The organism is Pseudomonas sp. BIGb0381, from assembly GCF_024809815.1.
Taxonomy (GTDB): Bacteria; Pseudomonadota; Gammaproteobacteria; order Pseudomonadales; family Pseudomonadaceae; genus Aquipseudomonas.
Map to the genome: position 1 here is coordinate 19,386 of NZ_JANUEN010000010.1, position 24,972 is coordinate 44,357.

The 24,972-nt window shown below is 61.9% G+C and carries 21 protein-coding genes and 1 pseudogene; 6 read left to right on the forward strand and 16 right to left on the reverse strand.

Annotation, left to right across the window (positions count from 1 at the left end; translation table 11 throughout):
- Positions 1-2 precede the first annotated feature (2 nt).
- The 6 genes and pseudogenes from tatB to M2397_RS23385 all read left to right on the forward strand — a co-directional run bounded on the left by tatB (position 3) and on the right by M2397_RS23385 (position 6,008).
- Entirely contained in the window at positions 3-413 is a 411-nt protein-coding gene (gene tatB / locus M2397_RS23365; protein WP_131696881.1) for a Sec-independent protein translocase protein TatB, read from the forward strand.
- The gene (tatC, locus tag M2397_RS23370) at positions 410-1,201 is read left to right on the forward strand and encodes a twin-arginine translocase subunit TatC (RefSeq protein WP_027605034.1); all 792 of its coding nucleotides are present in this window, start codon (positions 410-412) and stop codon (positions 1,199-1,201) included. The genes tatB and tatC overlap by 4 nt, the downstream gene beginning before the upstream one ends.
- The gene (locus tag M2397_RS23375) at positions 1,198-1,905 is read left to right on the forward strand and encodes a 16S rRNA (uracil(1498)-N(3))-methyltransferase (protein ID WP_131696882.1); all 708 of its coding nucleotides are present in this window, start codon (positions 1,198-1,200) and stop codon (positions 1,903-1,905) included. Before tatC ends, M2397_RS23375 begins: the two co-directional genes overlap by 4 nt.
- A 203-nt stretch (positions 1,906-2,108) precedes the next feature.
- Positions 2,109-3,029: pseudogene (locus M2397_RS30585) on the forward strand (methyl-accepting chemotaxis protein); the annotation flags it as partial.
- Positions 3,030-3,230: 201 nt separating this feature from the next.
- Positions 3,231-3,935 carry a methyl-accepting chemotaxis protein gene (locus tag M2397_RS30590; RefSeq protein WP_405046499.1) on the forward strand — a complete coding sequence of 235 codons (705 nt, stop codon included), beginning with the start codon at positions 3,231-3,233 and terminating at the stop codon, positions 3,933-3,935.
- Between the two features lie 165 nt (positions 3,936-4,100).
- Entirely contained in the window at positions 4,101-6,008 is a 1,908-nt protein-coding gene (locus tag M2397_RS23385) for a methyl-accepting chemotaxis protein (RefSeq protein ID WP_259244514.1), read from the forward strand.
- A gap of 12 nt (positions 6,009-6,020) precedes the next feature.
- Here the strand turns inward: M2397_RS23385 and M2397_RS23390 are convergent, their stop codons facing one another.
- The 16 genes from M2397_RS23390 to M2397_RS23465 form a co-directional block, all read right to left on the reverse strand.
- Positions 6,021-6,755 (reverse strand): amino acid ABC transporter ATP-binding protein, encoded by a 735-nt coding sequence (locus M2397_RS23390; RefSeq protein WP_027605038.1) that lies wholly within the window; start codon positions 6,753-6,755, stop codon positions 6,021-6,023.
- Complete coding sequence (locus tag M2397_RS23395; RefSeq protein WP_259244515.1) at positions 6,748-7,707, reverse strand: amino acid ABC transporter permease; 960 nt, start codon at positions 7,705-7,707, stop codon at positions 6,748-6,750. The genes M2397_RS23390 and M2397_RS23395 overlap by 8 nt, the downstream gene beginning before the upstream one ends.
- 94 nt (positions 7,708-7,801) lie before the next feature.
- Positions 7,802-8,599: a transporter substrate-binding domain-containing protein gene (locus tag M2397_RS23400; protein WP_041160821.1), complete on the reverse strand. Its 798-nt coding sequence runs from the start codon at positions 8,597-8,599 to the stop codon at positions 7,802-7,804.
- A 210-nt stretch (positions 8,600-8,809) separates the two neighbouring features.
- Entirely contained in the window at positions 8,810-9,619 is an 810-nt protein-coding gene (locus M2397_RS23405; RefSeq protein ID WP_259244517.1) for a transporter substrate-binding domain-containing protein, read from the reverse strand.
- Positions 9,620-9,806: 187 nt separating this feature from the next.
- Entirely contained in the window at positions 9,807-12,377 is a 2,571-nt protein-coding gene (mdoH, locus tag M2397_RS23410; protein WP_131696886.1) for a glucans biosynthesis glucosyltransferase MdoH, read from the reverse strand.
- Positions 12,370-14,049: a glucan biosynthesis protein G gene (locus M2397_RS23415; protein WP_205885666.1), complete on the reverse strand. Its 1,680-nt coding sequence runs from the start codon at positions 14,047-14,049 to the stop codon at positions 12,370-12,372. Before M2397_RS23415 ends, mdoH begins: the two co-directional genes overlap by 8 nt.
- Positions 14,050-14,372: 323 nt before the next feature.
- Positions 14,373-14,810, reverse strand: coding sequence for a D-aminoacyl-tRNA deacylase (dtd, locus tag M2397_RS23420; RefSeq protein ID WP_131696888.1), 438 nt, complete (start codon positions 14,808-14,810; stop codon positions 14,373-14,375).
- On the reverse strand, positions 14,807-15,778 hold the full coding sequence (pip, locus tag M2397_RS23425; RefSeq protein WP_027605045.1) for a prolyl aminopeptidase: 972 nt from the start codon (positions 15,776-15,778) through the stop codon (positions 14,807-14,809). The genes dtd and pip overlap by 4 nt, the downstream gene beginning before the upstream one ends.
- A 103-nt stretch (positions 15,779-15,881) precedes the next feature.
- Positions 15,882-16,811, reverse strand: coding sequence for an alpha/beta hydrolase (locus M2397_RS23430; RefSeq protein ID WP_259244518.1), 930 nt, complete (start codon positions 16,809-16,811; stop codon positions 15,882-15,884).
- A 138-nt stretch (positions 16,812-16,949) separates the two neighbouring features.
- Positions 16,950-17,897, reverse strand: a complete 948-nt coding sequence (locus M2397_RS23435; protein WP_259244519.1) for a choline ABC transporter substrate-binding protein — start codon at positions 17,895-17,897, stop codon at positions 16,950-16,952.
- 131 nt (positions 17,898-18,028) lie between these two features.
- Complete coding sequence (hutG, locus tag M2397_RS23440) at positions 18,029-18,829, reverse strand: N-formylglutamate deformylase (RefSeq protein ID WP_131696891.1); 801 nt, start codon at positions 18,827-18,829, stop codon at positions 18,029-18,031.
- A gap of 11 nt (positions 18,830-18,840) precedes the next feature.
- On the reverse strand, positions 18,841-20,046 hold the full coding sequence (gene hutI / locus M2397_RS23445) for an imidazolonepropionase (RefSeq protein WP_259244520.1): 1,206 nt from the start codon (positions 20,044-20,046) through the stop codon (positions 18,841-18,843).
- Positions 20,047-20,061: 15 nt separating this feature from the next.
- Positions 20,062-21,594, reverse strand: coding sequence for a histidine ammonia-lyase (gene hutH / locus M2397_RS23450; RefSeq protein ID WP_259244521.1), 1,533 nt, complete (start codon positions 21,592-21,594; stop codon positions 20,062-20,064).
- Positions 21,595-21,633: 39 nt separating this feature from the next.
- On the reverse strand, positions 21,634-23,142 hold the full coding sequence (gene hutH, locus M2397_RS23455; RefSeq protein ID WP_167655615.1) for a histidine ammonia-lyase: 1,509 nt from the start codon (positions 23,140-23,142) through the stop codon (positions 21,634-21,636).
- A gap of 117 nt (positions 23,143-23,259) precedes the next feature.
- On the reverse strand, positions 23,260-24,084 hold the full coding sequence (locus M2397_RS23460) for a glycine betaine/L-proline ABC transporter ATP-binding protein (protein ID WP_051429333.1): 825 nt from the start codon (positions 24,082-24,084) through the stop codon (positions 23,260-23,262).
- Positions 24,081-24,932, reverse strand: coding sequence for a proline/glycine betaine ABC transporter permease (locus M2397_RS23465; protein WP_032890174.1), 852 nt, complete (start codon positions 24,930-24,932; stop codon positions 24,081-24,083). Before M2397_RS23465 ends, M2397_RS23460 begins: the two co-directional genes overlap by 4 nt.
- Positions 24,933-24,972 lie beyond the last annotated feature (40 nt).

Sequence of the window (24,972 nt, forward strand, 5' to 3'; positions counted from 1 at the left end):
TAATGTTTGGTATCAGCTTCTCTGAACTGCTGCTCGTCGGCCTTGTTGCCTTGCTGGTACTGGGGCCGGAACGCCTGCCCGGCGCCGCGCGCACAGCCGGCCTGTGGATCGGGCGCCTGAAACGCAGTTTCAACGCCATCAAACAGGAAGTTGAACGGGAAATCGGCGCCGACGAGATTCGCCGCCAACTGCACAACGAACATATTCTGTCGTTGGAGCAGGAAGCCCGGAAGATTCTGTCCCCGGTACAGGAACCCACCAAGCCGGTGGAGCCTGTGGCCGAGCACAGCATCGCGCCCGCGGTTGAAACTACGCCCGCCGCCCCGACCCCGACCGCTCCAACCGAGCCTGCGCCGACGCCTGTTGCGTCGCCCGCGCCCCATGATCCTACATTGCCGCCGCGAGCCCCATGAGCGCTGATAAACCGGAAAACGACCAGCATATGCCGCTGGTCTCGCACTTGACCGAGCTGCGGACCCGCCTGCTGCGTTGCGTGGCGGCGATCTTCGTGATCTTTGCCGGGCTGTTCGCCTTCACCCAGCAAATCTACACCTTCGTCTCCACGCCACTGCGCCAGTACCTGCCGGCCGGTGCGACGATGATTGCCACCGATGTGTCATCGCCGTTCCTCACGCCGTTGAAGCTGACCATGATGGTTTCGCTGTTCCTGGCGATCCCGGTGATCCTGCACCAGATCTGGGGCTTTATCGCGCCAGGCCTGTACAAGCATGAGAAGCGCATCGCGGTGCCGTTGCTGGTGTCGAGCATCCTGCTGTTCTACACCGGCATGGCCTTCGCCTACTTCCTGGTATTCCCGTTGATCTTCAAGTTCTTCGCGGCCGCCACTCCGGCCGGCGTGGAGATGATGACCGACATCACCAGCTACCTCGACTTCGTGATGACGCTGTTCTTCGCCTTTGGCGTCGCGTTCGAAATCCCGGTGGCCGTGGTGCTGCTGGTGTGGATCGGCGTGGTCAACGTGCAGTACCTGAAGAAGATCCGCCCGTATGTGATCATCGGTTGCTTCGTGGTCGGCATGATCCTCACGCCGCCGGACATCTTCTCCCAGACCCTGCTGGCCGTGCCGATGTGGATGCTGTTCGAGATCGGCATCCTGTTCAGCGGCTTGATCAGCAAGCGTGGCGATCACCCGGATGACCAACCCGCCGACGACGACCAGCCGCCAGCGACCCAACCGTGAACCTGCTGTTGCTGTTCGATGCCGACTTTATCGCGGCCGACCGAGTGATCCTGCGTGATCGGCGCCTGGTGCATATGCAGGAAGTCCACCGCGCCGCCGTGGGCGACAGCCTGCGGGTCGGGCGCCTTGGCGGGTTGATGGGCAACGCGCAACTGCTGCGCCTGGAAGCCCGCGAAGCCGAACTGCAAGTAAGCTTCGACCAACCGCCACCGGCCAAACTGCCCCTGACCCTGCTGCTGGCCTTGCCACGCCCGAAAATGCTGCGCCGGGTGCTGCAAACCGTGGCAGCCATGGGCGTGCCGAAAGTAGTGCTGGTCAACAGCTACCGGGTGGAAAAAAGCTTCTGGCAAACCCCCTTCCTGGAACCCGACGCCGTTCGCGAGCAACTGATCCTCGGCCTGGAACAGGCGCGGGACACGGTGTTACCGGAAATCGTTATCGAAAAGCGCTTCAAACCTTTCGTCGAAGACCGCCTGCCAACCATGACCGAAGGCACCCTTGGCCTGATCGGCCACCCCGGCGACTACCCACCCTGCCCCCGTGGGCTGGATGAGCCCGTCACCCTGGCCATAGGCCCGGAAGGCGGCTGGATCCCCTACGAGGTAGACCTGCTGGCCAAGGCCGGCTTGCAGCCGGTGCAATTGGGCGCCCGCATCCTGCGCGTCGAAACGGCCGTCACCGCCCTGCTCGCCCGCCTGTTCTGACAACACCGCGGTCGGGGCTTGCTCCCACATTGGTACCGCGTCGCTACAGAATCCCGTGGGCAGGCCGATAACTCCTGAATAAGTCCAAGCCTTGTTCCAAGGGAGTTTGCAGCATGTATCGTTGGTTAGCCGAAAAACTGGGGAATGTCAGCGTCAAAACCAAGCTGGCCGTAGGCTTTGGCCTGGTATTGCTGTTGACCCTGATGATCACCTTCACTGGCTGGACCGGCCTGGGTGACGTGATCAACCGCGGTGACAAGCTGGGTTACATCTCCAGCCTCAACGGCCTGACCAAAGACCTGCGCCTGGCACGCCTGGACTATGAGATGCGCCGTGGCGAACAAGGCCCGACCGCGGTCAACGAATTGCTGAACCAGCTGGACAGTGGCTTGAAGACCGCACGCACCCTGATAGAACAACCCGCGGACACGGCCCTGGTCGATGAACAATTGGCCGCCGTGGACCAATACAAACGCGCGTTCAACGAGATGGTGCAGGCCGGCGCCAGCCGCGAAAATGCCCGCAGCAAGCTCGGCGACACGGCCGACAATGCAGTACTAAAGGTCGGCGAAGTGGAGAAATCCCTGCTGCAAGGCGACAGCGTCACGTTGTTCAACAGTGTGGTGGACCTGAGCAAGCTGATCCAGCAAGCACGCTTTCAAGTGCGCGGCTACACCTACAGCGGCAAGGTCGAAGCCGAGCAGCCGGCGCTGGATGCCATCGATAACGCCCTGAAAAAAATCACCAACCTCACCAGCCAGGTGCCTGATCAATATTCGGCCAACCTGCAACAGGCCAGCGTCTCGCTGCAAGCCTACCGCGCCGCTGTCAGCCAATACCGCGACTCTCAGGTGGCCAGCGCAGCGGCGCTCAAGACCATGTCTGCGCAGGGCGATATCCTGCTGGGCCACAGTGACAAACTGACGGTATCCCAGACGGCGGTACGCGATACGGATGCCGCGCAAGCCAAATACTTCCTGCTACTGGCTGCCGGGCTGGCGCTGATCTTCGGCCTGGTCGCGGCCTGGGCGATCACCCGTCAGATCATTATCCCGCTGAGCCAGACCCTCGAAGTTGCCGAGCGCGTTGCCTCGGGTGACCTGAGTCACAACCTCATTTCACTGCGCCAGGATGAATTGGGCCAACTGCAACGCGCCATGCAAAGCATGACTGTGGGCCTGCGCGAGTTGATCGGCGGCATCAGCGAAGGTGTCACCCAGATCGCCAGCGCCGCCGAGCAACTGTCGGCCGTGACCGAGCAGACCAGCGCCGGGGTCAACAGCCAGAAAGTCGAGACCGACCAAGTGGCCACCGCCATGAACGAAATGGCCGCGACCGTGCAGGAAGTGGCGCGCAATGCCGAAGAAGCGTCCGAAGCCGCCGCAGCGGCTGACCAGCAGGCCCGCGAAGGCGACAAGGTGGTCGGTGAAGCCATCGCCCAGATCGAACGCCTGGCCACTGAAGTCGGCAATTCCACCGTCGCCATGGCCGATCTGAAACGCGAAAGCGACAAGATCGGCAGTGTGCTCGACGTGATCAAGTCGGTGGCACAGCAAACCAACCTGCTGGCTCTCAACGCCGCGATTGAAGCAGCGCGGGCCGGTGAAGCCGGACGTGGCTTCGCGGTGGTGGCCGATGAAGTGCGCAGCCTGGCCCAGCGCACCCAGAAGTCCACCGAAGAGATCGAGGAACTGATTGCCGGCCTGCAAAGCGGCACCCAGCAGGTAGCGAACATCATGGACAATAGCCGTGGCCTCACCGATAGCAGTGTCGAGCTGACGCGCCGCGCCGGCAGCGCCTTGGAAAACATCACACGAACGGTATCGACCATCCAGGCGATGAACTCCCAAATCGCCACCGCTGCCGAACAGCAGAGCGCCGTAGCGGAAGAGATCAACCGCAGCGTGCTGAACGTGCGCGATGTGTCGGAACAAACGGCTGCCGCCAGCGAAGAGACCGCCACGTCGAGCACCGAACTGGCACGCCTGGGCGCCCATCTGCAAACACTGGTCGGCCGCTTCCGGGTCTGACCCCCTCCCCGCGCGGCGACCTGTCCTGGGTCGCCGCCTGCGACCTCTGAAATTTCCTACACGTTTATCAGCCCCACCTCTGCGTCAAGAGAACTAGCGTTCAATTCAGCTCAATGTGCTTGCGCATGTCGAGAACGCCCATTGTTCACTTGTCGGAGGTTAATCATGCTTCGTCGAATGACTCATCTGTTGGGTGACGCCAGTGTCACCCTCAAACTCGCCCTGGGTTTCTCCTTGGTACTGGCCCTGAGCTTCGTGATTGCCGTGACCGGCTGGCAAGCCCTGGCTGCGTCCCTTTACCGCTCGCAAACGCTGACCGTACTCGCGCAACTGGCGGTGGCTGGCGAAGAACTGCGGGCCGACAGAATCATTTACCGCACCCTGGACGACCCCACCAGCTTCAATCGATTGAGTGTGAGCACGGTAAAGATCGACGGGCTTCTGGTGGAGCTTTCCAGCCGGCTCAAAGTGCCAAAATCCATTGGGTATCTGCAGGAAATGGCCCGCATCAATGCAACGTTCAAAACCACCCTCAAAGACGTACCCTCACTGGTTGAGAAACGCGAAAACGCCCGAGAGCAACTGAAGCAGACCACCACGCGGACCGGTGATGTCCTGGCCCAACTCGCAAGCGATCTCCCGGACCAGGACGATACAAAGGCCCTGGATGCCATCGAAGACCTGCGCCAAGCCATCGAACAGGCCGAAGATCGTGCCCAGAGCCCTGCCTGGGCCGCCAGTTCGCTGGATGCCTACGCCCAGGCCATCAGCGACGCCGAGCGCAACCTCGAACTCGCCCAGGCAGCCGTGGCAAAACTGCCGGTCGATAGCGGCGTGCTGAAAAACGCAGTGCTCAGCATTCGCACCTACCTGACACGCCTCAAGGACACCCAACTCGCCACCGAAAACACGCAAAACCAGTTGGAGCAGCAGTTGGATCAGTTGCTCGGGCAGAGTGATCTCTTGAGCCAGGACCAGACCCAACGACGCGACAGTGAAGCCGAGCAGGCCCGCACCCAAACCCTGGGCATTACTGCTGCTGCGTTGCTCTTCGGCGCCCTGGCTGCCTGGGTGATTGCCGGGCAAATCGTCAAGCCGCTGCGTAGGGCGCTGACAGTCGCCAATCGCATTGCCGAGGGCGACCTGAGCCAAGATGTGCAGACCCGACGCCGGGATGAGCTGGGCCAGTTGCAAAGCAGCATGACCCAAATGACGCTTAGCCTGCGGGGGCTGATTGGCAACATCAGCGACAACGCGAGGCAAATCGCCAGCGCTGCCGAAGAACTTTCCACCGTGACCGAACAAACGCGTGCCGGGGTGAACAATCAGCGCGATGAAACCGAGCAGGTCGCAACCGCGATGAATCAGATGCTCGCCACCGCCCAGGAGGTTGCGCGCCACGCCGAGCAGGCGTCGATCGCTGCCGGCCAGGCCAATCAACAGACTGAACTGGGCGATCAGGTGGTGACGGATGCCGTGGCGCAAATCGAGCACCTTGCCCATGAAATGGCGCGCGCAGGCCAGGCCATGATAGGACTGCAACGGGAAAGCCAGAAAATCAGCAGCGTGCTGGATGTGATCAAGTCTGTGTCACAGCAGACCAACCTGCTGGCGCTCAACGCCGCGATAGAAGCCGCTCGCGCCGGCGAGGCCGGTCAAGGGTTCGCGGTGGTCGCCGACGAGGTGCGCGGTCTCGCCCAACGGACCCAGCAGTCCGCCGAGGAAATCGAAGAGCTGATTGGAGGCCTGCACAGCGGTACACAACAGGTGGCCGACATCATGGACTACAGCCGCACCCTGACCGACAACAGCGTCGGCCTGGCCCGCAACGCCGGGGACTCCCTCACGGAGATCGCCCGCACGGTGTCGGTCATCCAGGAAATGAACCCGCAGATCGCCGCCGCCGCCGAGGAGCAAAGTGCGGTGGCCGAAGAGATCAATCGCAGCGTATTGAAAGTGCGCGACGCCTCGGAGCAAGCCGCCGCCGCCAGTGAACAGACGGCAGCGGCCAGTATCGAGCTGGCGCGGCTGGGAACGGATTTGCAGCAGTGCGTGGGGCGGTTCAAGGTATGAACGCCCCGCGCCCTATAGCACTTGACGCAGGAACGCCTGGGCGCGCGGGTCTTTAGGCGCCGCGAAGAACTCGGCCGGGGCCGCATCTTCGAGCAACTTGCCATGATCGAAGAACAGCACCCGGTCCGCCACTTCACGGGCAAAGCCCATTTCGTGGGTGACGCAGACCATGGTCATACCTTCCAGAGCCAGGGTCTTCATGACATCCAGCACTTCACCGACCATTTCCGGGTCCAGGGCCGAGGTGGGCTCGTCGAACAGCATCACCTTGGGTTCCATCGCCAACGCCCGGGCAATCGCCACGCGCTGTTGCTGTCCGCCGGAAAGCCGTGATGGAAACTCGTTGGCTTTCTGCGCAATGCCGACCTTTTCCAGGAGTGCCAGGGCCTTGGCTTCGCGCTCTTTCTTGCCGCGCTTGCGCACGACTTTTTGCGCCAGGCACAGGTTCTCCAACACGGTCATGTGGGGGAACAGGTTGAAGTGCTGGAACACCATGCCGACTTCACGCCGATAGGCGTTCACATCGGTTTTCGGGTCGGCCAGTTGCAAGCCATCGATGCTCACCGAACCCGAATCGAACTCTTCCAGGCCATTGAGGCAACGCAGGAACGTGGACTTGCCGGAGCCGGACGGGCCGATCACCACCAGCACCTCCCCCTTGGCCACCTGAGTGGTCACATGGTCCACCGCGCGCACCACGTGCCCGCGGGTATCGAAGACTTTTACCAGATCGCGGACTTCAATCACTTTGCGCGAGCCTCCGCTCAAGCCGGCTGGCCATTTTCGACAGCGGCAGGTTGATCAGCAGGTACAACCCTGCAACGCAGAACAGGATTTCAAACGGCGAGAACGAGGTGGTGATCACTTCGCGACCGCTTTTGAGCAGCTCGGTAATGGCGATCACCGAGACCAGCGAGGTGTCTTTCACCAGACTGATAAATTGCCCGGCCAGGGGCGGCAGCACGCGCTTGAAGGCCTGCGGCAGCACCACATGGCGCATCGACTGGCTGGCGCTCAGGCCCAGGGAGCGAGCCGCCTCGTTCTGGCCACGGGTGATGGACTGGACACCCGCGCGGACGATTTCCGCCACATAGGCGCCGGTGAACAGCGACAGCGCGGCGATCCCGGCAAACTCCCGGGACAAGTTGAGCACCGTGCCGATAAAGAAATAGAAAATGAAGATCTGCACCAATAGCGGCGTACCACGCACCAGCTCGACGTAGATCGTCGACAGATCGCGCAGGGTCGGGTTACTGGACAGTCGGCATAACCCGGTGGCAAGCCCAATCGCCAGGCCGAGGATCCCGGACACCACCGACAGCCACAACGTGGTCCACAAACCCCACATCAACGGGCCCAACGCCCAATGGCGGTTAACACCGATGACATCGCCTTCGGCCACATCATCGCCGCGCGCCACTTGCAGGCTGTTGTCGGCCACACTCACGCGTTGTTCGACGCCGGCATCGTTGCGCAGGGTGACTTCGGCCACATCGCCTTTGCGGGCCAGCTCGACGACAGTCGAGATGTCTGCGGCACGCTGGGCCTCTTCGGCCTGGTAGGCGAAGTATTGCGGCACACGGTTCCAGCGCCATTCGTAGGACATCAGCGAGGTGGCGTAATACAACGCGCCGGCCAGGCCAACCAGCACAACCACGGTCAGCAGGTGCCAGGGCCATTGGGCTTTTTTCTGTTTCATTTACTCAGCATCCAAAAGAATCGTGGCACGCACACCTGAGGTGGCGAGCGGGCTTGCCACATCAAGCCCCCTCACAACAGAAAACAGTCCCGCTTTATTCCATGTCCTTGAGCCACTCGGAGCTCTTGAACCACTTGTCATGGATGCGATCGTAGGTGCCGTCGTTCTTGATCTGGTGCAGGAAGTTATTGATGAAGTTGATGCTGTCGTAGTCACCCTTCTTCAAGCCGAACGCCAGCGGTTCAAAGGTGAAGGGTTCTTCGAGGAACACCAGCTTGCCGTTACCGACTTTTTTCTCGGCGACCACGTTGTACGGCGCGTCATACACAAAGGCATCGGCCTTGCCGTTGACCACGTCCAGCACACCTTCCTGCTCGTTGTCATAGCCGTGGTACTTGGCCTTGGAGATCAGCTTCTTGGCGACCATCTCACCGGTGGTGCCGAGCTTGGAGGTCAGGCGGTATTTCTCGTCGTTCAGGTCTTTGTAGGACTTGATGGTGCCTTCCAGCTCCTTGCGGATCAGCAGGGTCTGGCCGACTACGATGAAGGGTTCGCTGAAGTTCAGGCGCAGGTTGCGTTCCTGGGTCAGGGTCATGCCGCTGCCGATCATGTCGAACTTGCCGGTCAGGAACGCCGGGATGATGCCGTCATAGCCGGTGGACACCAGCTCCAGCTTGACGCCCATGGACTTGGCCATGGCCTTGAGGATGTCGACTTCGAAGCCGATGATTTCCCCGCGCTTGTCGGTCATTTCAAACGGCATGTAGGTCGGGTCCATGCCGACTTTCAGCGTGCCGCGCTTGACCGCATCGTCGATGGCACCGGCCTGGGCGGCATTGGCCGCGACCAGCGCGGTGACGCCGAGCAGCAGCATCGAAAGATACTTTTTCATCATCAAGTCCCCTGAACGATTCTTATAAGGTCGGCGCGCAAAAGGGCTGCACCAATTCGGGGTGCGATCCTAACCCACTCATTGCCCGTCACAAAGGTTTCACGGGTAATTGTTATCTGCGTATGTCGGAAAAGCCCCACAACGGTGCGGCCAAATGCAGGGATAGACACTTGCGCCGGCCACATCGGCAACGGATTGATGTGTAAGAAGTTATGACTTCCAGTCAACCTCAACCATCCAGTCCATGTCCTTGAACCACTTGTCGTGCAAGCGATCGTAGGTCCCGTCCTGGGCGACCTGATTGAGGAAATGGTTGATCCAATTAAGGCTGTCAAAATCGCCTTTCTTCACGCCAAACGCCAAGGGTTCAAAGGTGAACGGCTGTTCAAGCGCCAGCAGCTCGCGGTTTTCCGGCAAGCTCAGGGCAATCAGGTTGTACGGCGCATCATAAATAAAGGCATCGGCGGCGCCGTTCACCACTTGGCGCACGGCTTCCTGTGGCGTTGCAAAAGCGCTCAACCGCGCCGCCCCCAGGAATCGTTGCGCCGCTGCCTCGCCAGTGGTGCCTTGGACGGTGGTGACCCGGTAAGTGGCGTCGTCCAGGTCTTCAACACTGGTGACCTTGCCCCTCAGCCTGGGGTGCAGCAACACGGTTTGCCCCACCACGATAAAGGAGTCGCTGAAATTGAGCTTCAGGTTGCGCTCCTGGGTGACGGTCATGCCGCTGCCGATCAGGTCGAACTTTTTCGCCTGCAGCCCAGGCAGCAGCTCGGTGTAGGGCACGCTGACCAATTCAAGCTCGACGCCCAGGGCCTGGCTCATCACCTTGAGCAGGTCGATTTCAAAGCCAACGATACGCCCCTGTCTATCGGTCATTTCAAAGGGGATGTAGGTGGGCGTGGTGCCAACTTTCAGCACACCACGCCGAACCGCGTCGTCGATGGCACCGGCCTGCACCAGACCTCCGTGAATCAATGCAATAACGCCGATCAGCAATGCCGAACAATACCTTTTGATCATGAATCCCCCTGTGACCGAGTCAAATTTGGGGGGCGATCCTACCCCACTCACGGGCACGTAAATACGCCTCGAACAAGGGTCTTTTGTTTCGAAATAACAAGGAGTTAGGGCGATAAAGAAGAAGATGGAAACGCTGTAGGACCAGCGCTTCGAACGCCCCCGAAGTGAACCCTCGGGGGCGCCTGAATCAGGCCGGTTGGGCCTGGGATGACAGCGGTTGCAGCGGCAGCAAAGGCGCGTGCGGGTCGGCCTTGATCGAATCACGCCAGGCAGCGAGCCACTCGGCATGCCCTTCGCTCCAGATCTGCTCGTGCAAGCGGGCCAGGGCTACCGGGTCGCTGAGCAACGCCAGGCGTTCGCCGTTGTTGAGGCCGGCAGGGCCGACTTTCAACGCGTGGCGCACACGTTCGGCACGCAGGTACTCGATCGGCTCGGCCTGACCGTGACGCGAGGTTGCCAGGGCACAGGCCAGGGCGTTCTGCTGCGGGTCGACCACCGAGCGCACAAAGCCATCTTTCAGCGCGTGCCAACGGTTTTCGTGGGTGTACTTGTCGGTGGACAGCAACGCCTGCGGCGGATTGTATTCCTCAGGGATCAGGAACAGGCTCTCGTCGCGGGACTTCAAGCCGAGGTTGACCCGGCTGGAAATCACCGACACCGGGATCGACAGCATCAACGAACCCACGATCGGTACCAGCCACCACAGGAAGCTCGGGTTCAGCCACACCACCAGCAGCGCCCAGAAGAAGCCCAGCAAGGTCTGCGTGCCGTGACGCTTGATCGCTTCGCCCCACGGCGTGGAGTCGTCGTCACGCTGCGGCGAGTTCCAGGTCGCGGCCCAGCCGAGGAACGCGGCGAGCACGAAACGGGTGTGGAAAATCATCCGCACCGGCGCCAGCAGCATGGAGAACAGCATCTCCAGCAGCATCGACATGGTCACCTTGAACTTGCCGCCGAACTCTTTAGCGCCCTTGGCCCAGATCAGGATGATGCTCAGCAATTTCGGCAGGAACAGCAGCACGATGGTGGTGGAGAACAGCGCCACCGCCTTGTCCGGATGCCATTGCGGCCACAGCGGGTACAACTGGCGTGGCGCCATGAAGTACTGCGGCTCCATCAGGGTGTTGACCGCCAGCAAGGCCGTCGACAGCACCAGGAACAGGAACCACAACGGTGCCGACAGGTAGGACATCACGCCGGTCAGGAACACCGCGCGGTGCACCGGGTGCATGCCCTTGACCAGGAACAGGCGGAAGTTCATCAGGTTGCCGTGGCACCAGCGACGGTCACGCTTGAGTTCATCCAGCAGGTTCGGCGGCAGTTCTTCGTAGCTGCCCGGCAGGTCGTAGGCAATCCACACGCCCCAGCCGGCACGGCGCATCAGCGCCGCCTCAACGAAGTCGTGGGACAGGATGGAACCTGCGAATGCACCTTTACCCGGCAATGGCGCCAAGGCGCAGTGCTCGATAAACGGTTTCATGCGGATGATCGCGTTGTGACCCCAGTAGTGGGATTCACCCAGCTGCCAGAAGTGCAGGCCGGCGGTGAACAGTGGGCCGTACACGCGGGTGGCAAACTGCTGCATGCGCGCATACAGGGTGTCCATGCCCGACGCACGTGGCGCGGTCTGGATAATCCCGGCATCCGGCGTGGCTTCCATCAGGCGCACCAGGCTGGTCAGGCATTCGCCGCTCATCACGGAATCGGCGTCGAGAACGACCATGTACTTGTAGTCACCGCCCCAACGACGGCAGAAGTCGTCGAGGTTGCCGCTTTTACGCTTCACGCGACGGCGACGGCGGCGATAGAAGATCTTGCCGAAGCCACCCGCCTCACGGCAGACGTCGAGCCAGGCTTGCTGCTCGGCGATGCAGATGTCGGCTTCGTTACTGTCGCTGAGCACAAAGAAGTCGAAACGATCGAGATCACCGGTAGCGGCCACCGATTCGAACGTCGCGCGCAAACCGGCGAATACGCGCGGCACGTCTTCGTTGCAAATCGGCATGACCAGCGCGGTGCGCGCGTCTTTCGGGATCGGCTCATCGCCGGCACTTTTACCGGAAATCCGGTATTTATCGTGGCCGGTGAGCAGTTCGAGGAAGCCCATCAATGCGGTCCAGAAACCGGCCGAGACCCAGCAGAACAAGATCCCGAACATGATCAGGATGCTGGTTTGCAGGGCGTAAGGCAGCACCTGAGTGGCGGTTTGCAGCAGGGTCTGGCTGCGGATCTCGTCGAAGTCGACCAGCGACCAGCCTTGGTACGGCATGATGCCTTTCATGTACCAGCCGGCCACGATGGTCTGGCCGAGCATCAGCACCAGCAGAATGTAACGCCGAATCGAACCCACGGTACGCCAGCGGGCTGCCGGCAATACGCGCTCATCCTTCGGCGGCGCCGGCGGATTGCTGCGGCCGGTGATCCGACGCCAGCCGCGCACCAGGATATTGGTGCGCCAGGGTTCAGGCACCACGCGGGTACGCCGAATCGGCGGCGTGGCTTTGAGGCACACACGCCCACTGGCGTCGACCCCCAGCATTTCAGCGTCTTGCAGCTCTTCAGCCGTACTGAGGGTCAACCGGCGACCCACCGACGCCTGGGCGGCGTCGACAGGCGCATCAAACACTTTGGACGACAAGCGCTCATGCAACTCGGTGAAGGATGTGCAGCCCGCCAACTCGGCGCGCTGCTCAGCGGTCATCGGAAGATGCGCCAGGTACTCGGACAGAGTCTCTGGCTGGATTTGAGAATTACTCATCGGCAGGCAACTGATAGCTCCAGGTTTCGGTCAGGACCTGCTCGGTCTTGATCGGCTCCGGTGTGGCTGGGGCAGCTTCTGGCTGCTTGGCTTCCTTGTCTTTCGCGTCTTTCTTGGCCTGTTTCTCGTGTTGCTTGGCCAGGACCTTGTCGGCCTTGAGCACTTGAGTCGAAACCTTCTCGGGCTCGGGCTGCACGATGTCCTGCACCAGCGACGCACGCATCTCGGTAGGCTTGCTTGCGTCCTTGATCTTCAGGCGCAGGGTCAGGCGCCAGCCTTTGGTGTGCTCGTTGTAACGCACGCTGTTTTCTACCAGTTCAGCGTTGTCACCCACGCTCACCTGGCTGCGCACCGGGGCGTCCGGCAGCAGTTTTTTCAGGGCCGGGCCTTCGAAGTCCACCAGGTACGCGACGCTGCCATCCGGCTGACGGATCAGGTTGGATTGCTTCACGTCACCGGTGGAGCGCAGGGTCTGCTTGACCCAGGCGCTGTCCGGCGAGTGGAACGCGGCGTCGTCGAGGGTCCAGTGCAGGCGATAGGCTACGTCGAGGGGCTTGCCGACTTCCGGCAGTTCGGCCGGGCTCCAGAATGCAACGATGTTGTCGTTGGTTTCGTCGGCAGTCGGAATCTCGACCAGATCGACGGAACCCTTGCCCCAGTCGCCTTCAGGCTCGATCCACGCGCTTGGGCGCTTGTCGTAGTTGTCGTCGAGGTCTTCGTAGTGGCTGAAGTTGCGACCGCGTTGCAGCAGGCCGAACCCACGCGGGTTTTCCACGGTGAAGTTGCTGACCGACAGGTGTTTAGGGTTGTTCAGAGGGCGCCAGATCCACTCGCCATTGCCGGCATGGATCGACAGGCCGCTGGAATCGTGCAACTCGCGACGGTAGTTGAGCACCTTGGACGGCTGGTTGGCACCAAACAGGAACATGCTGGTCAACGGGGCAACGCCCAGCTTGCTGACCTTGTCACGCAGGAACATCTGGGATTTCACATCGACAACCGTGTCGGTGCCCGGACGCAGGATCAGGCGATAGGCACCGGTGGCGCGTGGCGAATCCAGCAAGGCGAAGATCACCAGGTGCTTGTCACCCGGTTTTGGACGCTCGATCCAGAACTCGGTGAAGCGCGGGAATTCTTCACCCGACGGCAGCGCGGTATCGATCGCCATGCCACGGGCGGACAGGCCATAGACCTGATCCTTACCGACGACGCGGAAATAGCTGGCGCCGAGCATGGTCATGATTTCGTCTTGCTTGTCGCCCTTGTTGATCGGGTACAGCACACGGAAACCGGCATAACCCAGCTGTTCGGTGGCTTTAGGATCAAACTTCACGCCGCCGAAATCGAAGCGAGCCGGGTCGTATTTGATTTCCTGGACGCTGTCGGCGGTCACTTCGTTGATTTTCACCGGTGTATCGAAATGCATACCCTGGTGATAGAAGGACAACTTGAACGGGGTGTTTTGATCGGCCCATTCGGCTTTTTCGTTGCGGAAACGAATCTTTTGGTAGTCCGCGAACTTCATTTCGCGGAATTCGTTCGGCAGATTGCTGCGCGGAGCTTCGTATTTCTGCCCGGCCAGCTCTTTTGCCTTGGCCGACACATCGTCCAGACTGAATGCCCACAGTTGACCCGCGCCGAACAGGCAAAACAGGGCAGAGCCCGTCACCAGTGCGTTTCGTAACCGTTTGGCAGACAATTTTGGTGCATTACAGGGACTAACAATCACGAGCAACCCTCGCCGAAAACAGATCAAAAAACCAACGGCCAGCTATCTATATGCCAGGTTGGCGAGCATTGTTCCGACTCCCCTGGGGCAAAATGATTCCCCTGAGGCCGTCGGACAAGTCTCTACCTAAGTCAAAAATGGACCAAACAACGCTGATCCCCGTAGCGCGCGATTATCTAGTAGCCCGCGAAACAACGCATCAGGGACAACGAAGTATTTGTAGCGAAACCCTACGTTTTTAGGCATTAAAGTCGTTTTTAATACATTCATGTCTGCAAGAGAAAGGTCACAGGGCCATCATTGACCAAATGCACCTGCATATCTGCGCCAAAACGCCCCGAGGCCACCTTGCCATGCAATTGTTGCGCTTGTAACAGCAAGTGATCAAAAAGCGCCGCTCCCAGGGCCGGCGGCGCGGCGGTGGAGAAGCTTGGCCGCAGGCCGCTCTTGGTATCCGCTGCCAGGGTGAACTGCGACACCAGCAGCAATCCCCCATCGATATCCTTCAACGACAGGTTCATCTTGCCCTCGTCGTCGCTGAACACCCGGTAGTTAAGCAGCTTGTGCAGCAGTTTGTCGGCGCTCTCGGGCGTATCTGAAGGTTCGACGGCCACCAGCACCAGCAAACCCTGTTCGATCGCCCCGACAATTTCGCCCGCCACTTCGACCCGGGCGCCGCGCACCCGTTGCAGCAGGCCCTTCATGCTTCTTCTGGCGGTAGATCAAGCAGGCGCCGTGCCATTTCGCCGGTCGCGCGTACCAGTGCATCGGTAATACCAGGCTCGGACGCCGCATGGCCCGCTTCACGGATGACCTGCAGCTCGCTGTTCGGCCATGCCTGATGCAGCTCCCAGGCGTTATCCAGCGGGCAGATCATATCGTAGCGGCCATGGATGATTACGCCAGGCAGATGGGCGATCTTGTGCATATCGCGAATCAGCTGGTTGGGCTCCAGGAAGGAGTTGTTGGTGAAGTAGTGGCACTCGATACGCGCAATGGACAGCGCACGCTGAGGCTCGGAAAAACGCTCCACGTGCTGCGGGCTCGGGCACAGGCCCAGCATGCGCCCTTCCCAGCCGGACCAGGCCTTGGCGGCGTGCATCTGGGCGATCTGGTCGTTGCCGGTCAGGCGTTTGTGGTAGGCCGCGATCATGTCGTGACGCTCATCGGCAGGAATCGGCGCGATGTAGTCCTGCCAGTAATCCGGGAACAGGCGGCTGGCACCAGCCTGGTAGAACCATTCGATGTCCTGCGGGCGGGCGAGGAAAATACCGCGCACGATCAGGCCATGCACACGTTCAGGGTGGGTTTGCGCGTAGGCCAGGGCCAGAGTCGAGCCCCAGGAGCCGCCGAACAGCACCCATTTGTCGATGCCAAGATGTTCGCGGATGCGCTCAAGGTCGGCGACGAGGTCCCAGGTGGTGTTGTTTTCCAGGCTGGCGCGCGGGGTGGAACGGCCGCAGCCACGCTGGTCGAAGGTAACGATGCGGTACAGGTTGGGATCGAAATAGCAGCGGCTCTGGGCATCGCAACCGGCGCCAGGGCCACCGTGGATGAATACGACAGGCAAGCCTTCGGGGGAGCCACTTTCATCGACGTAGAGCGTGTGGGTGTCATCGACGGCCAGATCGTGCCGGGCGTAGGGTTTGATCTGCGGGTACCAAGTCTGCATTGCGCGCTCCGTAGGGGGTCGGGTTCATCCCTGGGGGGACGTCTTTTATTTTGCCGTCTGGCACTATAAACCCGAATTGTGCAATGAGCATGTCCTTGAGCGCTTAGACCTGTGTCACCCCTTCACTCCTCAGGTAATTCAGCAGATAACCGTACAGCCGATCCACCTCCGGGGCCTGGCCGCGCGCGCGTAAACAGCCGTGGACCAGGCCTTTGCCCGGATACAACAGCGCAGGCACGCCAGCCTGTTGCAGGCGCTCGGCATACAGCACGCCGTCGTCGCGCAGCGGGTCGAATTGGGCCACGGCGATCAAGGCCTTGGGCAAACCACTGAAATCCTCGGCCAGCAGCGGCATGGCATAGGCTGACGCCGTGCCCGAACCACGCAGGTAAAGCGCGAGGTAGCCATCGGTGTCGGCACTGCTGAGCAACGGCGCGTCCCTGCAGTCACAGCGCGATGGCAAATCGGCCGGGCCGCCCAGTCCGGGGTAAATCAGGACCTGTACGCGCGGCATAGGCTGGCCATCATCGCGCAAGCCCAGGCACAACGCCGCCGCCAGGTTACCGCCCGCACTGTCACCCACCACCGCCAGGCGTTGCCGGTTGATGGCGTGCGGGCACTCCCCTGCCTGGATCGCCTGCCACAACGCGCGGCAGTCGTGGTATGCAGCCGGGAATGGGTGCTCGGGTGCCAGGCGGTAGTCGATGGCAATCACCAGGACCTGAAGTGCAGTGGCCAACTCGAAGCAGATAAAGTCGTGGGAATCCAGGCCGCCGACCACCCAACCACCGCCGTGTATATAGAGGAGGCATGGCCAGCCATCGGCGGGCGGCGTTGTGGACGGCAGATAGCTGCGCGCGCCCACACCGGCCAGGGTGAAGTCCGCGAGCTGCAAGCCTCCCGGTTTGGGCGGGGTGAATGCCTGGCACATGCGGTCGTAGCTTTGGCGCAGGCCCACCAGGGAAGAGTCGTCGCTGGTGAAGGACGCGGTTTTTTCGACGAAGGCGGCGAGTTGCGGGGATAGTGGGTACATACGCAATGATCTCTGGCACAGCAGGTTCAAGGCCTGCGGGGGCTTGCTTGCGATTGTGGTGGATCAGTCACCGGATAGGGTGTGAGGCATGGCGCTATCGGGGGCAAGCCCCCTCCCACCGTTGGGGCTGCATTTGGCTTAGGGTTTGAGGTAGGCCTGGAGCGACGCCAAGCCATCGCTGCCATCAAATGCTGTAACCCCGGCCAACCAGCGCTGCAAATCCTCGGGGTGGTCGCGCAGCCATTGCCTGGCCACGTCCTGTGGTGACTGGCGCTCAATGATCGGCACCATGAGCTGGCTTTCCTGGGCGGCGGTGAAGGTCAGGTTTTCCAGAAGCCGGTTCGCATTCGGACAACGCTCGGCAAAATCCGGTGCAGTGACGGTGGAGACCGTGGCGCGCCCTTCGTCAGGACCGAACACATCTTCGCTGCCCGTGAGATAGGCCATTTTCATGTTGATGTTCATCGGGTGCGGGGTCCAGCCGACAAACACCACGAACTCCTTGCGGTTCACCGCGCGTTGCACGGCGGCCAGCATGCCCGCTTCACCGGAGGCCACCAGCTTGAAGCCGCCCAGGCCGAAGTGGTTGGTGTCGATCATTTTCTGAATATCGGTATTGGCGCCGCTGCCGGGCTCGATGCCGTAGATCTTGCCGCCGAGCTTGTCCTTGAAGCGGGCAATATCGGCAAAGGTCTTCAGCCCGGCGTCGGCCACGTATTGCGGCACGGCCAGGGTGGCCTGGGCGTCGGCCAAGCTGGGCCTATCAAAGACCTTGACCTGCCTGGCGGCCAGGAACGGCGCGATGTTGTTGTCCATCGCCGGTTTCCAATAGCCGAGGAACACGTCCAGGCGTTTGTCGCGAATGCCGGCGAAGATGATCTGCTGCACAGCACTGGTCTGTTTGCTGTCATAGCCCAGGCCGTTGAGCAGCACGTCGGCCATGCCCGAGGTGGCGACCACATCGGTCCAGCTGACCACGCCCATGCGGATGGATTTGCAGGAGGCCGGCTCGGCGGCCAGGGCTTGGGCACTGAGCAGTGCCGCGCCGGTGAGGGTCAACAGGTAACGGTTGAACAGTCTTTTCATGAAAGAGGTCTCACTCGGCAGCTTTTATTGTGGGAAGTGGCGTCTGGTGCGCCGTATCCACAACCTTACCGAACGAGGCCTCTCTCAACACGACCTGTGGCGACTGTGAGTTGCACAGAGGCGACCGTTCGTCACCCGTAGCGCTTGCGCCCCCACGCCAGCAAGCCTTCCAGCAACTGCTTCAACACCACTTGCGTCGGCTCGGCCAGATCCGGGCGATAGCGGAACGGCTCGAACTCCTCCATATACGTGCTCTGGCATAACTCCAACTGCACGGCATGGATATCCTGCGCCGGGTTGCCGTAATGGCGGGTGATATGGCCGCCCTTGAAGCGCCCGTTCAAGACGTGGGTGTACTGAGGATGGGTGGCGCAGATGGCCTCGAGCTGGCTGGCCAGTTCCGGATCACAGGCGGCGCCGTTGAAGGTGCCCAGGTTGAAGTCCGGCAGTTTGCCGTCGAACAGGTGCGGGATCACCGAGCGGATCGAGTGCGCATCGAACAGCAGCGCATAACCGAACTCGGCCTTGAGCCGTGCCAGTTCTTCTTGCAACGTGCGGTGGTAAGGGCCCCATATTTTTTGCAGGTAGCTGGCGCGTTCGGTCTCGCTCGGCTCCAGCCCCTCGCGGAACAACGGCACGCCGTCGAACAACGTGGCCGGGTACAGACCGGTGGTGGCGCCTGCATACAATGGCTTGTCGTCGGACGGACGATTCAAGTCGATGACGAACCGCGAATACTCGGCCGACAAGGTGCTGGCGCCCAGTTCATCGGCGAAGTCATACAGCGTGGGGATGTGCCAATCGGTGTCCGGCAGGCTTTGCGCTTCGGGGATCAACCCGGCTTCCACCGCAGGCGTCAGGCGCAGCCCGGCGTGGGGCATGCTGATCAGCAGCGGCACACGGCCTTGTTTGAAGTTCAGAACCTTATCCACAGCAATGCTCCTTACACAGGGACGTCGACGCCGTGGCGCACGACGCGTTTATCCAGCTCGCCACCCAGCCAGTAGGCCAGGTCGGCGGGGCGATCAATCTGCCAGGCGACAAAGTCAGCGACTTTGCCCACTTCCAGGGACCCATGGGTGTCACCCATGCCAAGGGCGGTGGCCGCATGTTGCGTGGCACCGGCCAGGGCTTCTTCCGGGGTCATGCGGAACAGGGTGCAGGCCATGTTCAGCATCAGGCGCACCGACAACGCTGGCGAGGTGCCTGGGTTGAGGTCGCTGGCGATGGCGATCTTCACGCCGTGCTTGCGCAGGGCATCCATCGGCGGCAGCTGGGTTTCGCGCAGGAAGTAGAACGCGCCCGGCAGCAAAACGGCGACGGTGCCGGCAGCGGCCATGGCGATGGCGTCTTCTTCGGTCATGAATTCCAGGTGGTCCGCCGACAGCGCGTGGTAACGCGCCGCCAGGCTGGAGCCGTGCAGCGACGACAACTGCTCGGCATGCAGCTTCACCGGCAGGCCGAGTTGCTGGGCGACCTTGAACACGCGCTCGACCTGCTCGGTGGAAAACGCCAGGTATTCGCAGAACGCATCCACCGCGTCCACCAGCCCTTCCGCCGCCAAGGCCGGCAGCATCTCGGCGCAGATGTGCTCGATGTAATCGTCGGCGCGATCCTTGTACTCCGGCGGCAATGCATGGGCCGCCAGGCACGTGGCGCGCACGCTGACCGGCAGCGCGTCGCCAAGGCGCCGAGCCACCCGCAACATCTTGCGCTCGTTGGCCAGGTCCAGGCCGTAACCGGACTTGATCTCCACCGTGGTCACGCCGTCGCGCAGCAGGCTGCGCAAGCGCTTGTGGGCGCTGGCGAAGAGTTCATCCTCCGTCGCGGCACGGGTGGCGCGCACGGTGCTGGCAATACCGCCGCCCTTGGCCGCAATGTCGGCATAGCTCACGCCTTCGAGGCGCTGCTCGAATTCGCCGCTGCGATTGCCACCAAACACCGTGTGGGTGTGGCAGTCGATCAGCCCGGGAGTGACCCACGCGCCTTGCAGGTCATGCGCCTGGGCGTAATCCGCCGTCGGTACTTCGCTGCGCGGGCCGATCCACTCGATGAGCGAACCTACGGTGACCATGGCCGCATCCTCGATGATCGAGTATTTGCCCTGGGCCATGGTTGCGACGTGGCAGTGCTGCCAAAGGGTTTTCATCCGACACTCCTAGGGTTACAGGCTCGGCAGCAACTTGGCCGGCACCAGCTCATTCAAGCAGCGGCTGGCGAGCAGCTCGCTGGCGGCGATGATGTCCGGGGCGAAGAAGCGGTCCTTGTCGTAGAACGCCACTTTGGCACGCAGGATGCCACGGGCTTTTTCCAGTTTCGGCGAGGTTTTCAGGCCTTCACGCAGGTCCAGGCCCTGGCACGCAGCCAGCCATTCCACCGCAAGGATGCCGCGCGTGTTCTCGGCCATTTCCCACAGGCGCTTGCCGGCTGCCGGGGCCATCGACACGTGGTCTTCCTGGTTGGCGGACGTCGGGATGCTGTCGACGCTGTGGGGATGGGACAGTGCCTTGTTCTCGCTGGCGAGTGCTGCAGCGGTCACCTGGGCGATCATGAAGCCGGAGTTCACCCCACCATTGCCCACCAGGAACGGCGGCAGTTGCGACATGTGCTTGTCCATCATCAGCGAGATACGACGCTCGCTCAGGGAACCGATTTCAGCGATGGCGAGGGCCATGTTGTCAGCGGCCATGGCCACCGGTTCGGCGTGGAAGTTGCCACCGGAGATCACGTCCCCCTCAGCGGCAAATACCAACGGGTTGTCGGACACGGCGTTGGCTTCGACCACCAGCACCTCGGCCGCCTGGCGCAACTGAGTCAGGCAGGCGCCCATGACTTGTGGCTGGCAGCGCAGGGAGTACGGATCCTGCACCTTGTCGCAGTTCTGGTGCGACTGCGACACCTGGCTGCTCTCACCCAGCAGGTCACGGTAGGCCGCAGCCGAATCGATTTGCCCACGTTGACCGCGAGCCGCATGAATACGTGCGTCGAACGGCGAGCGCGAGCCCAGCACCGCTTCCACGGTAAGGCCGCCGCACGCCAGGGCACCGGCGAACAGGTCTTCGCCTTCGAACAGGCCACGCAAGGCATAGGCGGTGGACACCTGGGTGCCGTTGAGCAGCGCCAGGCCTTCCTTGGCGGCGAGGGTCAGCGGCGTCAGGCCGGCGACTTTCAGCGCGTCGGTGGCCTGCAGCCATTCGCCCTTGTAGCGCGCCTTGCCTTCGCCCAGCAGCACCAGGGACATGTGGGCCAACGGCGCCAAGTCACCGGAAGCGCCCACCGAGCCTTTCAACGGAATATGCGGGTACACCTCGGCGTTGATCAGCGCGATCAGCGCGTCGATCACCTGCCGGCGAATCCCGGAGAACCCACGGCTGAGGCTGTTGACTTTGAGCACCATGACCAGCCGTACCAGCGCATCGCTGATCGGCTCACCGACGCCGGCGGCGTGGGACAACACCAGGGAACGCTGGAGGTTTTCCAGGTCTTCGCTGGCGATGCGGGTCGAGGCCAGCAGGCCGAAACCGGTGTTGATGCCATAGGCGGTGCGGTTCTCGGCGAGAATCTGCTCCACGCAGGCGACACTGGCTTCGATCTGGGCCGAGGCACTGTCATCCAGGCTGAGGGTTACCGGCTGCTGGTAGATGGCTCGCAGTTGGGCAAGGCTCAGTTGGCCTGGAATCAGGTTTAGCGCAGTCACATTTATACTCCTTGTGAATTATTCTTTTGAAATACGTGTTCAGTGCAGATTCGGTAATGCGGTGTCCTTGAGCACCTTGGCGGCAGCCGCAATATCCGGCGCCAGCCAACGGTCCTGCTCATAGGCGGGTACCACTTCACGCAGCAGGCGCCAGGCCCTGTCGGTGCCCGCCCCGAAGCGTTGGTCTTTCAGGAATTCGAAGGCCTGGGCCGCCAGCAGGTACTCGATGGCGAGGATCTGGGTGACGTTGGCCAATACCTGGTGCAGCTTGAGCGCGGCGTTGGTGCCCATGCTCAGGTGGTCTTCCTGCAGCCCCGAGGTGACGAAGTTGTCGAGCACCGCCGGTTGCGCCAACTGGCGGTTCTGTCCGCACAGTGAAGCGGCGACGTACTGCACGATCATCATCCCGGAGTTGACCCCGGGGTTGCTCACCAGGAACGCCGGCAGGCCGCTGACGTGCGGGTTGATCAGGCGGTCGAGGCGGCGTTCGGCGACCGAGCCGATTTCGGCCATGGCAATCGCCAGCATGTCGGCGGCCAGGGCGACGGACTGGCCGTGGGGGTTGGCCTGGGACACCACGCGGTAGTGGTCCGGTGTGCCGAGCACCAGCGGGTTGTCGGTGGCGCTGTTGAGTTCGGTCTCGATCTGGAGCGTCGCGTGTTCCACCTGGTCGCGCGCCGCGCCGTGGATCTGCGGGATCGAGCGCAGGCTCAGGGCGTCCTGGGTGCGGATACCTTTGCTGCTGGCGATCACTTCACTGCCATCGAGCAACGCACGCAGGTTGCTGCCGACATGCTGCATGCCCGGGTGCGGCTTGAGGGCGATTATTTCTTCGTCGAAGGCGTCGATCTGGCCGCGCTGGGCCTCAAAACTCATAGCGCCGATCACGTCGGCCCATTGCAGCAAATGATGGGCGTCGGCCAGGGCCAGGCAGCTCAGGCCGGTCATGCACGGCGTGCCGTTGACCAGGCACAGGCCGTCCTTGGCGCCGAGCACGACCGGCTGCAAACCTTCTTCGTCCAGGGCCTGTTGCGCCGGGACGATCTGGCCGCGATAGCTCACATCACCGACACCCAGCAGCGCCACGCCGACATGGGCCATATGGGTCAGGTAACCCACCGAGCCCTGGGACGGTACTTGCGGCGTGATGCCGTGGTTGAGCAGTGCCAGCAGCGAATGCACCACCTGCGGATGCAGGCCGGATTTGCCGTGGCTGTAGTTGATGACCGCCGCGCAGATAATCGCGCGGGTCTGCTCGTCGCTGAGGACCGGGCCGACGCCGCAGGCGTGGCTCAACAGGGTATTGCGCGACAGCTGGCTCAGTTGCTCGCCTTTAAGCGACACGTTGCACAAGGCGCCCAGGCCGGTGTTCACGCCGTAGGCACGTTCGCCGCTGGTGACGATGCGCTGCACGATGGCCTGGGCATTGTCGATACGCGCCCAGGCCTGGCCCGAGAGTTCAAGCACCGCGCCGTGACGGGCCACGGCGACCACGTCCTGCCAGCGCAGGGGGGTGTCGGCGATGATGATTTTTGCTGCCTGGGACATTGTTGACCTCTTCATATTCTCTACAGCTTCGCCGGCCTCATCGGGGGCAAGCTCCCTCCCACTGGGGAATGCATTCAAAATGTGGGAGGGAGCTTGAGCCTCACCACAGAACCTGGGTCAGACCACCGCCGCGCGCCGCTGAACAAAACGATCCACATACTCATCCGCCGGCGAATGCAGGATCTCCCGCGGCGTGCCGACCTGGATCAGCCTGCCGTCCTTGAGGATCGCGATGCGGTTGCCGATGCGCACGGCCTCGTCGAGGTCGTGGGTGATGAACACGATGGTCTTGTGCAGGGTCTTTTGCAGCTCGAGCAACTGGTCTTGCATTTCGGCGCGGATCAGCGGGTCGAGGGCGCTGAACGCTTCGTCCATCAGGATGATGTCGGTGTCAGCGGCCAGGGCGCGGGCCAGGCCTACACGCTGGCGCATGCCGCCGGAGAGCTGGTGCGGGTACTTGTTTTCGTAGCCCTTGAGGCCCACGGTTTCGATCCAGTGCAGCGCGCGTTCAGCGCAGACCTGCTTGGTTTCGCCACGCACCTTGAGGCCGTAGGCGACGTTGTCGAGCACGCTCTTGTGGGGCAGCAGGCCGAAGCTCTGGAACACCATGCTGATCTTGTGTCGACGGAATTGGCGCAGGGCGTCCATGTCCAGTTGCAGGATGTCTTCGCCGTCCACCAGGATCGCGCCGCTGGTGGGGTCGATCAGGCGGTTGAAGTGGCGCACCAGCGTGGATTTACCCGAGCCTGACAGGCCCATGATCACGAAGATCTCACCGGTGCCGATGCTCAGGGACAAATCGTTCACGCCGACCACGCAACCGGTCTCGGCCAGCACCTGGTCCTTGGTCTTGCCCTGGCCAACCATCGCCAGCGCCTCCTTGGAGCGGGCGCCAAAGATCTTGAAGACGTTTTTAACTTCGATTTTGCTGACAGTAGTCATTTGCTCGCCTCATGCCGTGGACGACCATAGGCCTGGGTAATGCGGTCGATGACCACTGCGAGAATCACGATCGCCAGCCCGGCTTCGAGGCCACGGCCGACGTTGAGGGTCTGGATGCCGACAAGCACGTCTTCACCCAAGCCACGGGCGCCGATCATCGAGGCGATCACCACCATCGACAACGCCATCATGGTGGTCTGGTTGATACCGGCCATGATGCTCGGCAGCGCCAGCGGCAATTGCACGCCGAACAGTTGTTGCCAGCGGTTGGCACCGAAGGCGTTGATAGCCTCCATGACTTCGCCGTCGACCTGGCGAATCCCCAGGTCGGTGAGGCGAATCAGCGGCGGCGCGGCGTAGATCACCGTGGCGAAGATCGCCGGCACCTTGCCCAGGCCAAACAGCATCAGCACCGGGATCAGGTACACGAAGCTGGGCATGGTTTGCATGATGTCGAGCAACGGCATCAGCACCGAGCGCAGGCGATTACTGCGCGCCGACAGGATGCCCAGCGGGATGCCGATCAACACCGAGATCACCGTGGCGACCATCATCAGCGCCAGGGTCTGCATCAGCTTGTCCCACAGGCCAACCGCGCCCACCAGGAACAGCAGACCGACGATCACCGCCGTGGTCACCACCTTGCGAGTGGCATGCCAGGCAACACCGCCGACGATGGCCAGCATCAGCCACCAGGGGGCTGCACGCAGCAACCCTTCCAGGTTGACGATGGCCCACAGCAGGGTGTCGGAGATTTGCCGGAACACATCGCCGTAGTTGGTGACCAGTGAATCCACCCAACCGTTGACCCAGTCGGCGATGGAAAACGTAAAACTCTCAGGAAACATAGCGTGCTCTCGATCCAATGGGTTGTAGCCAGGCACCCGG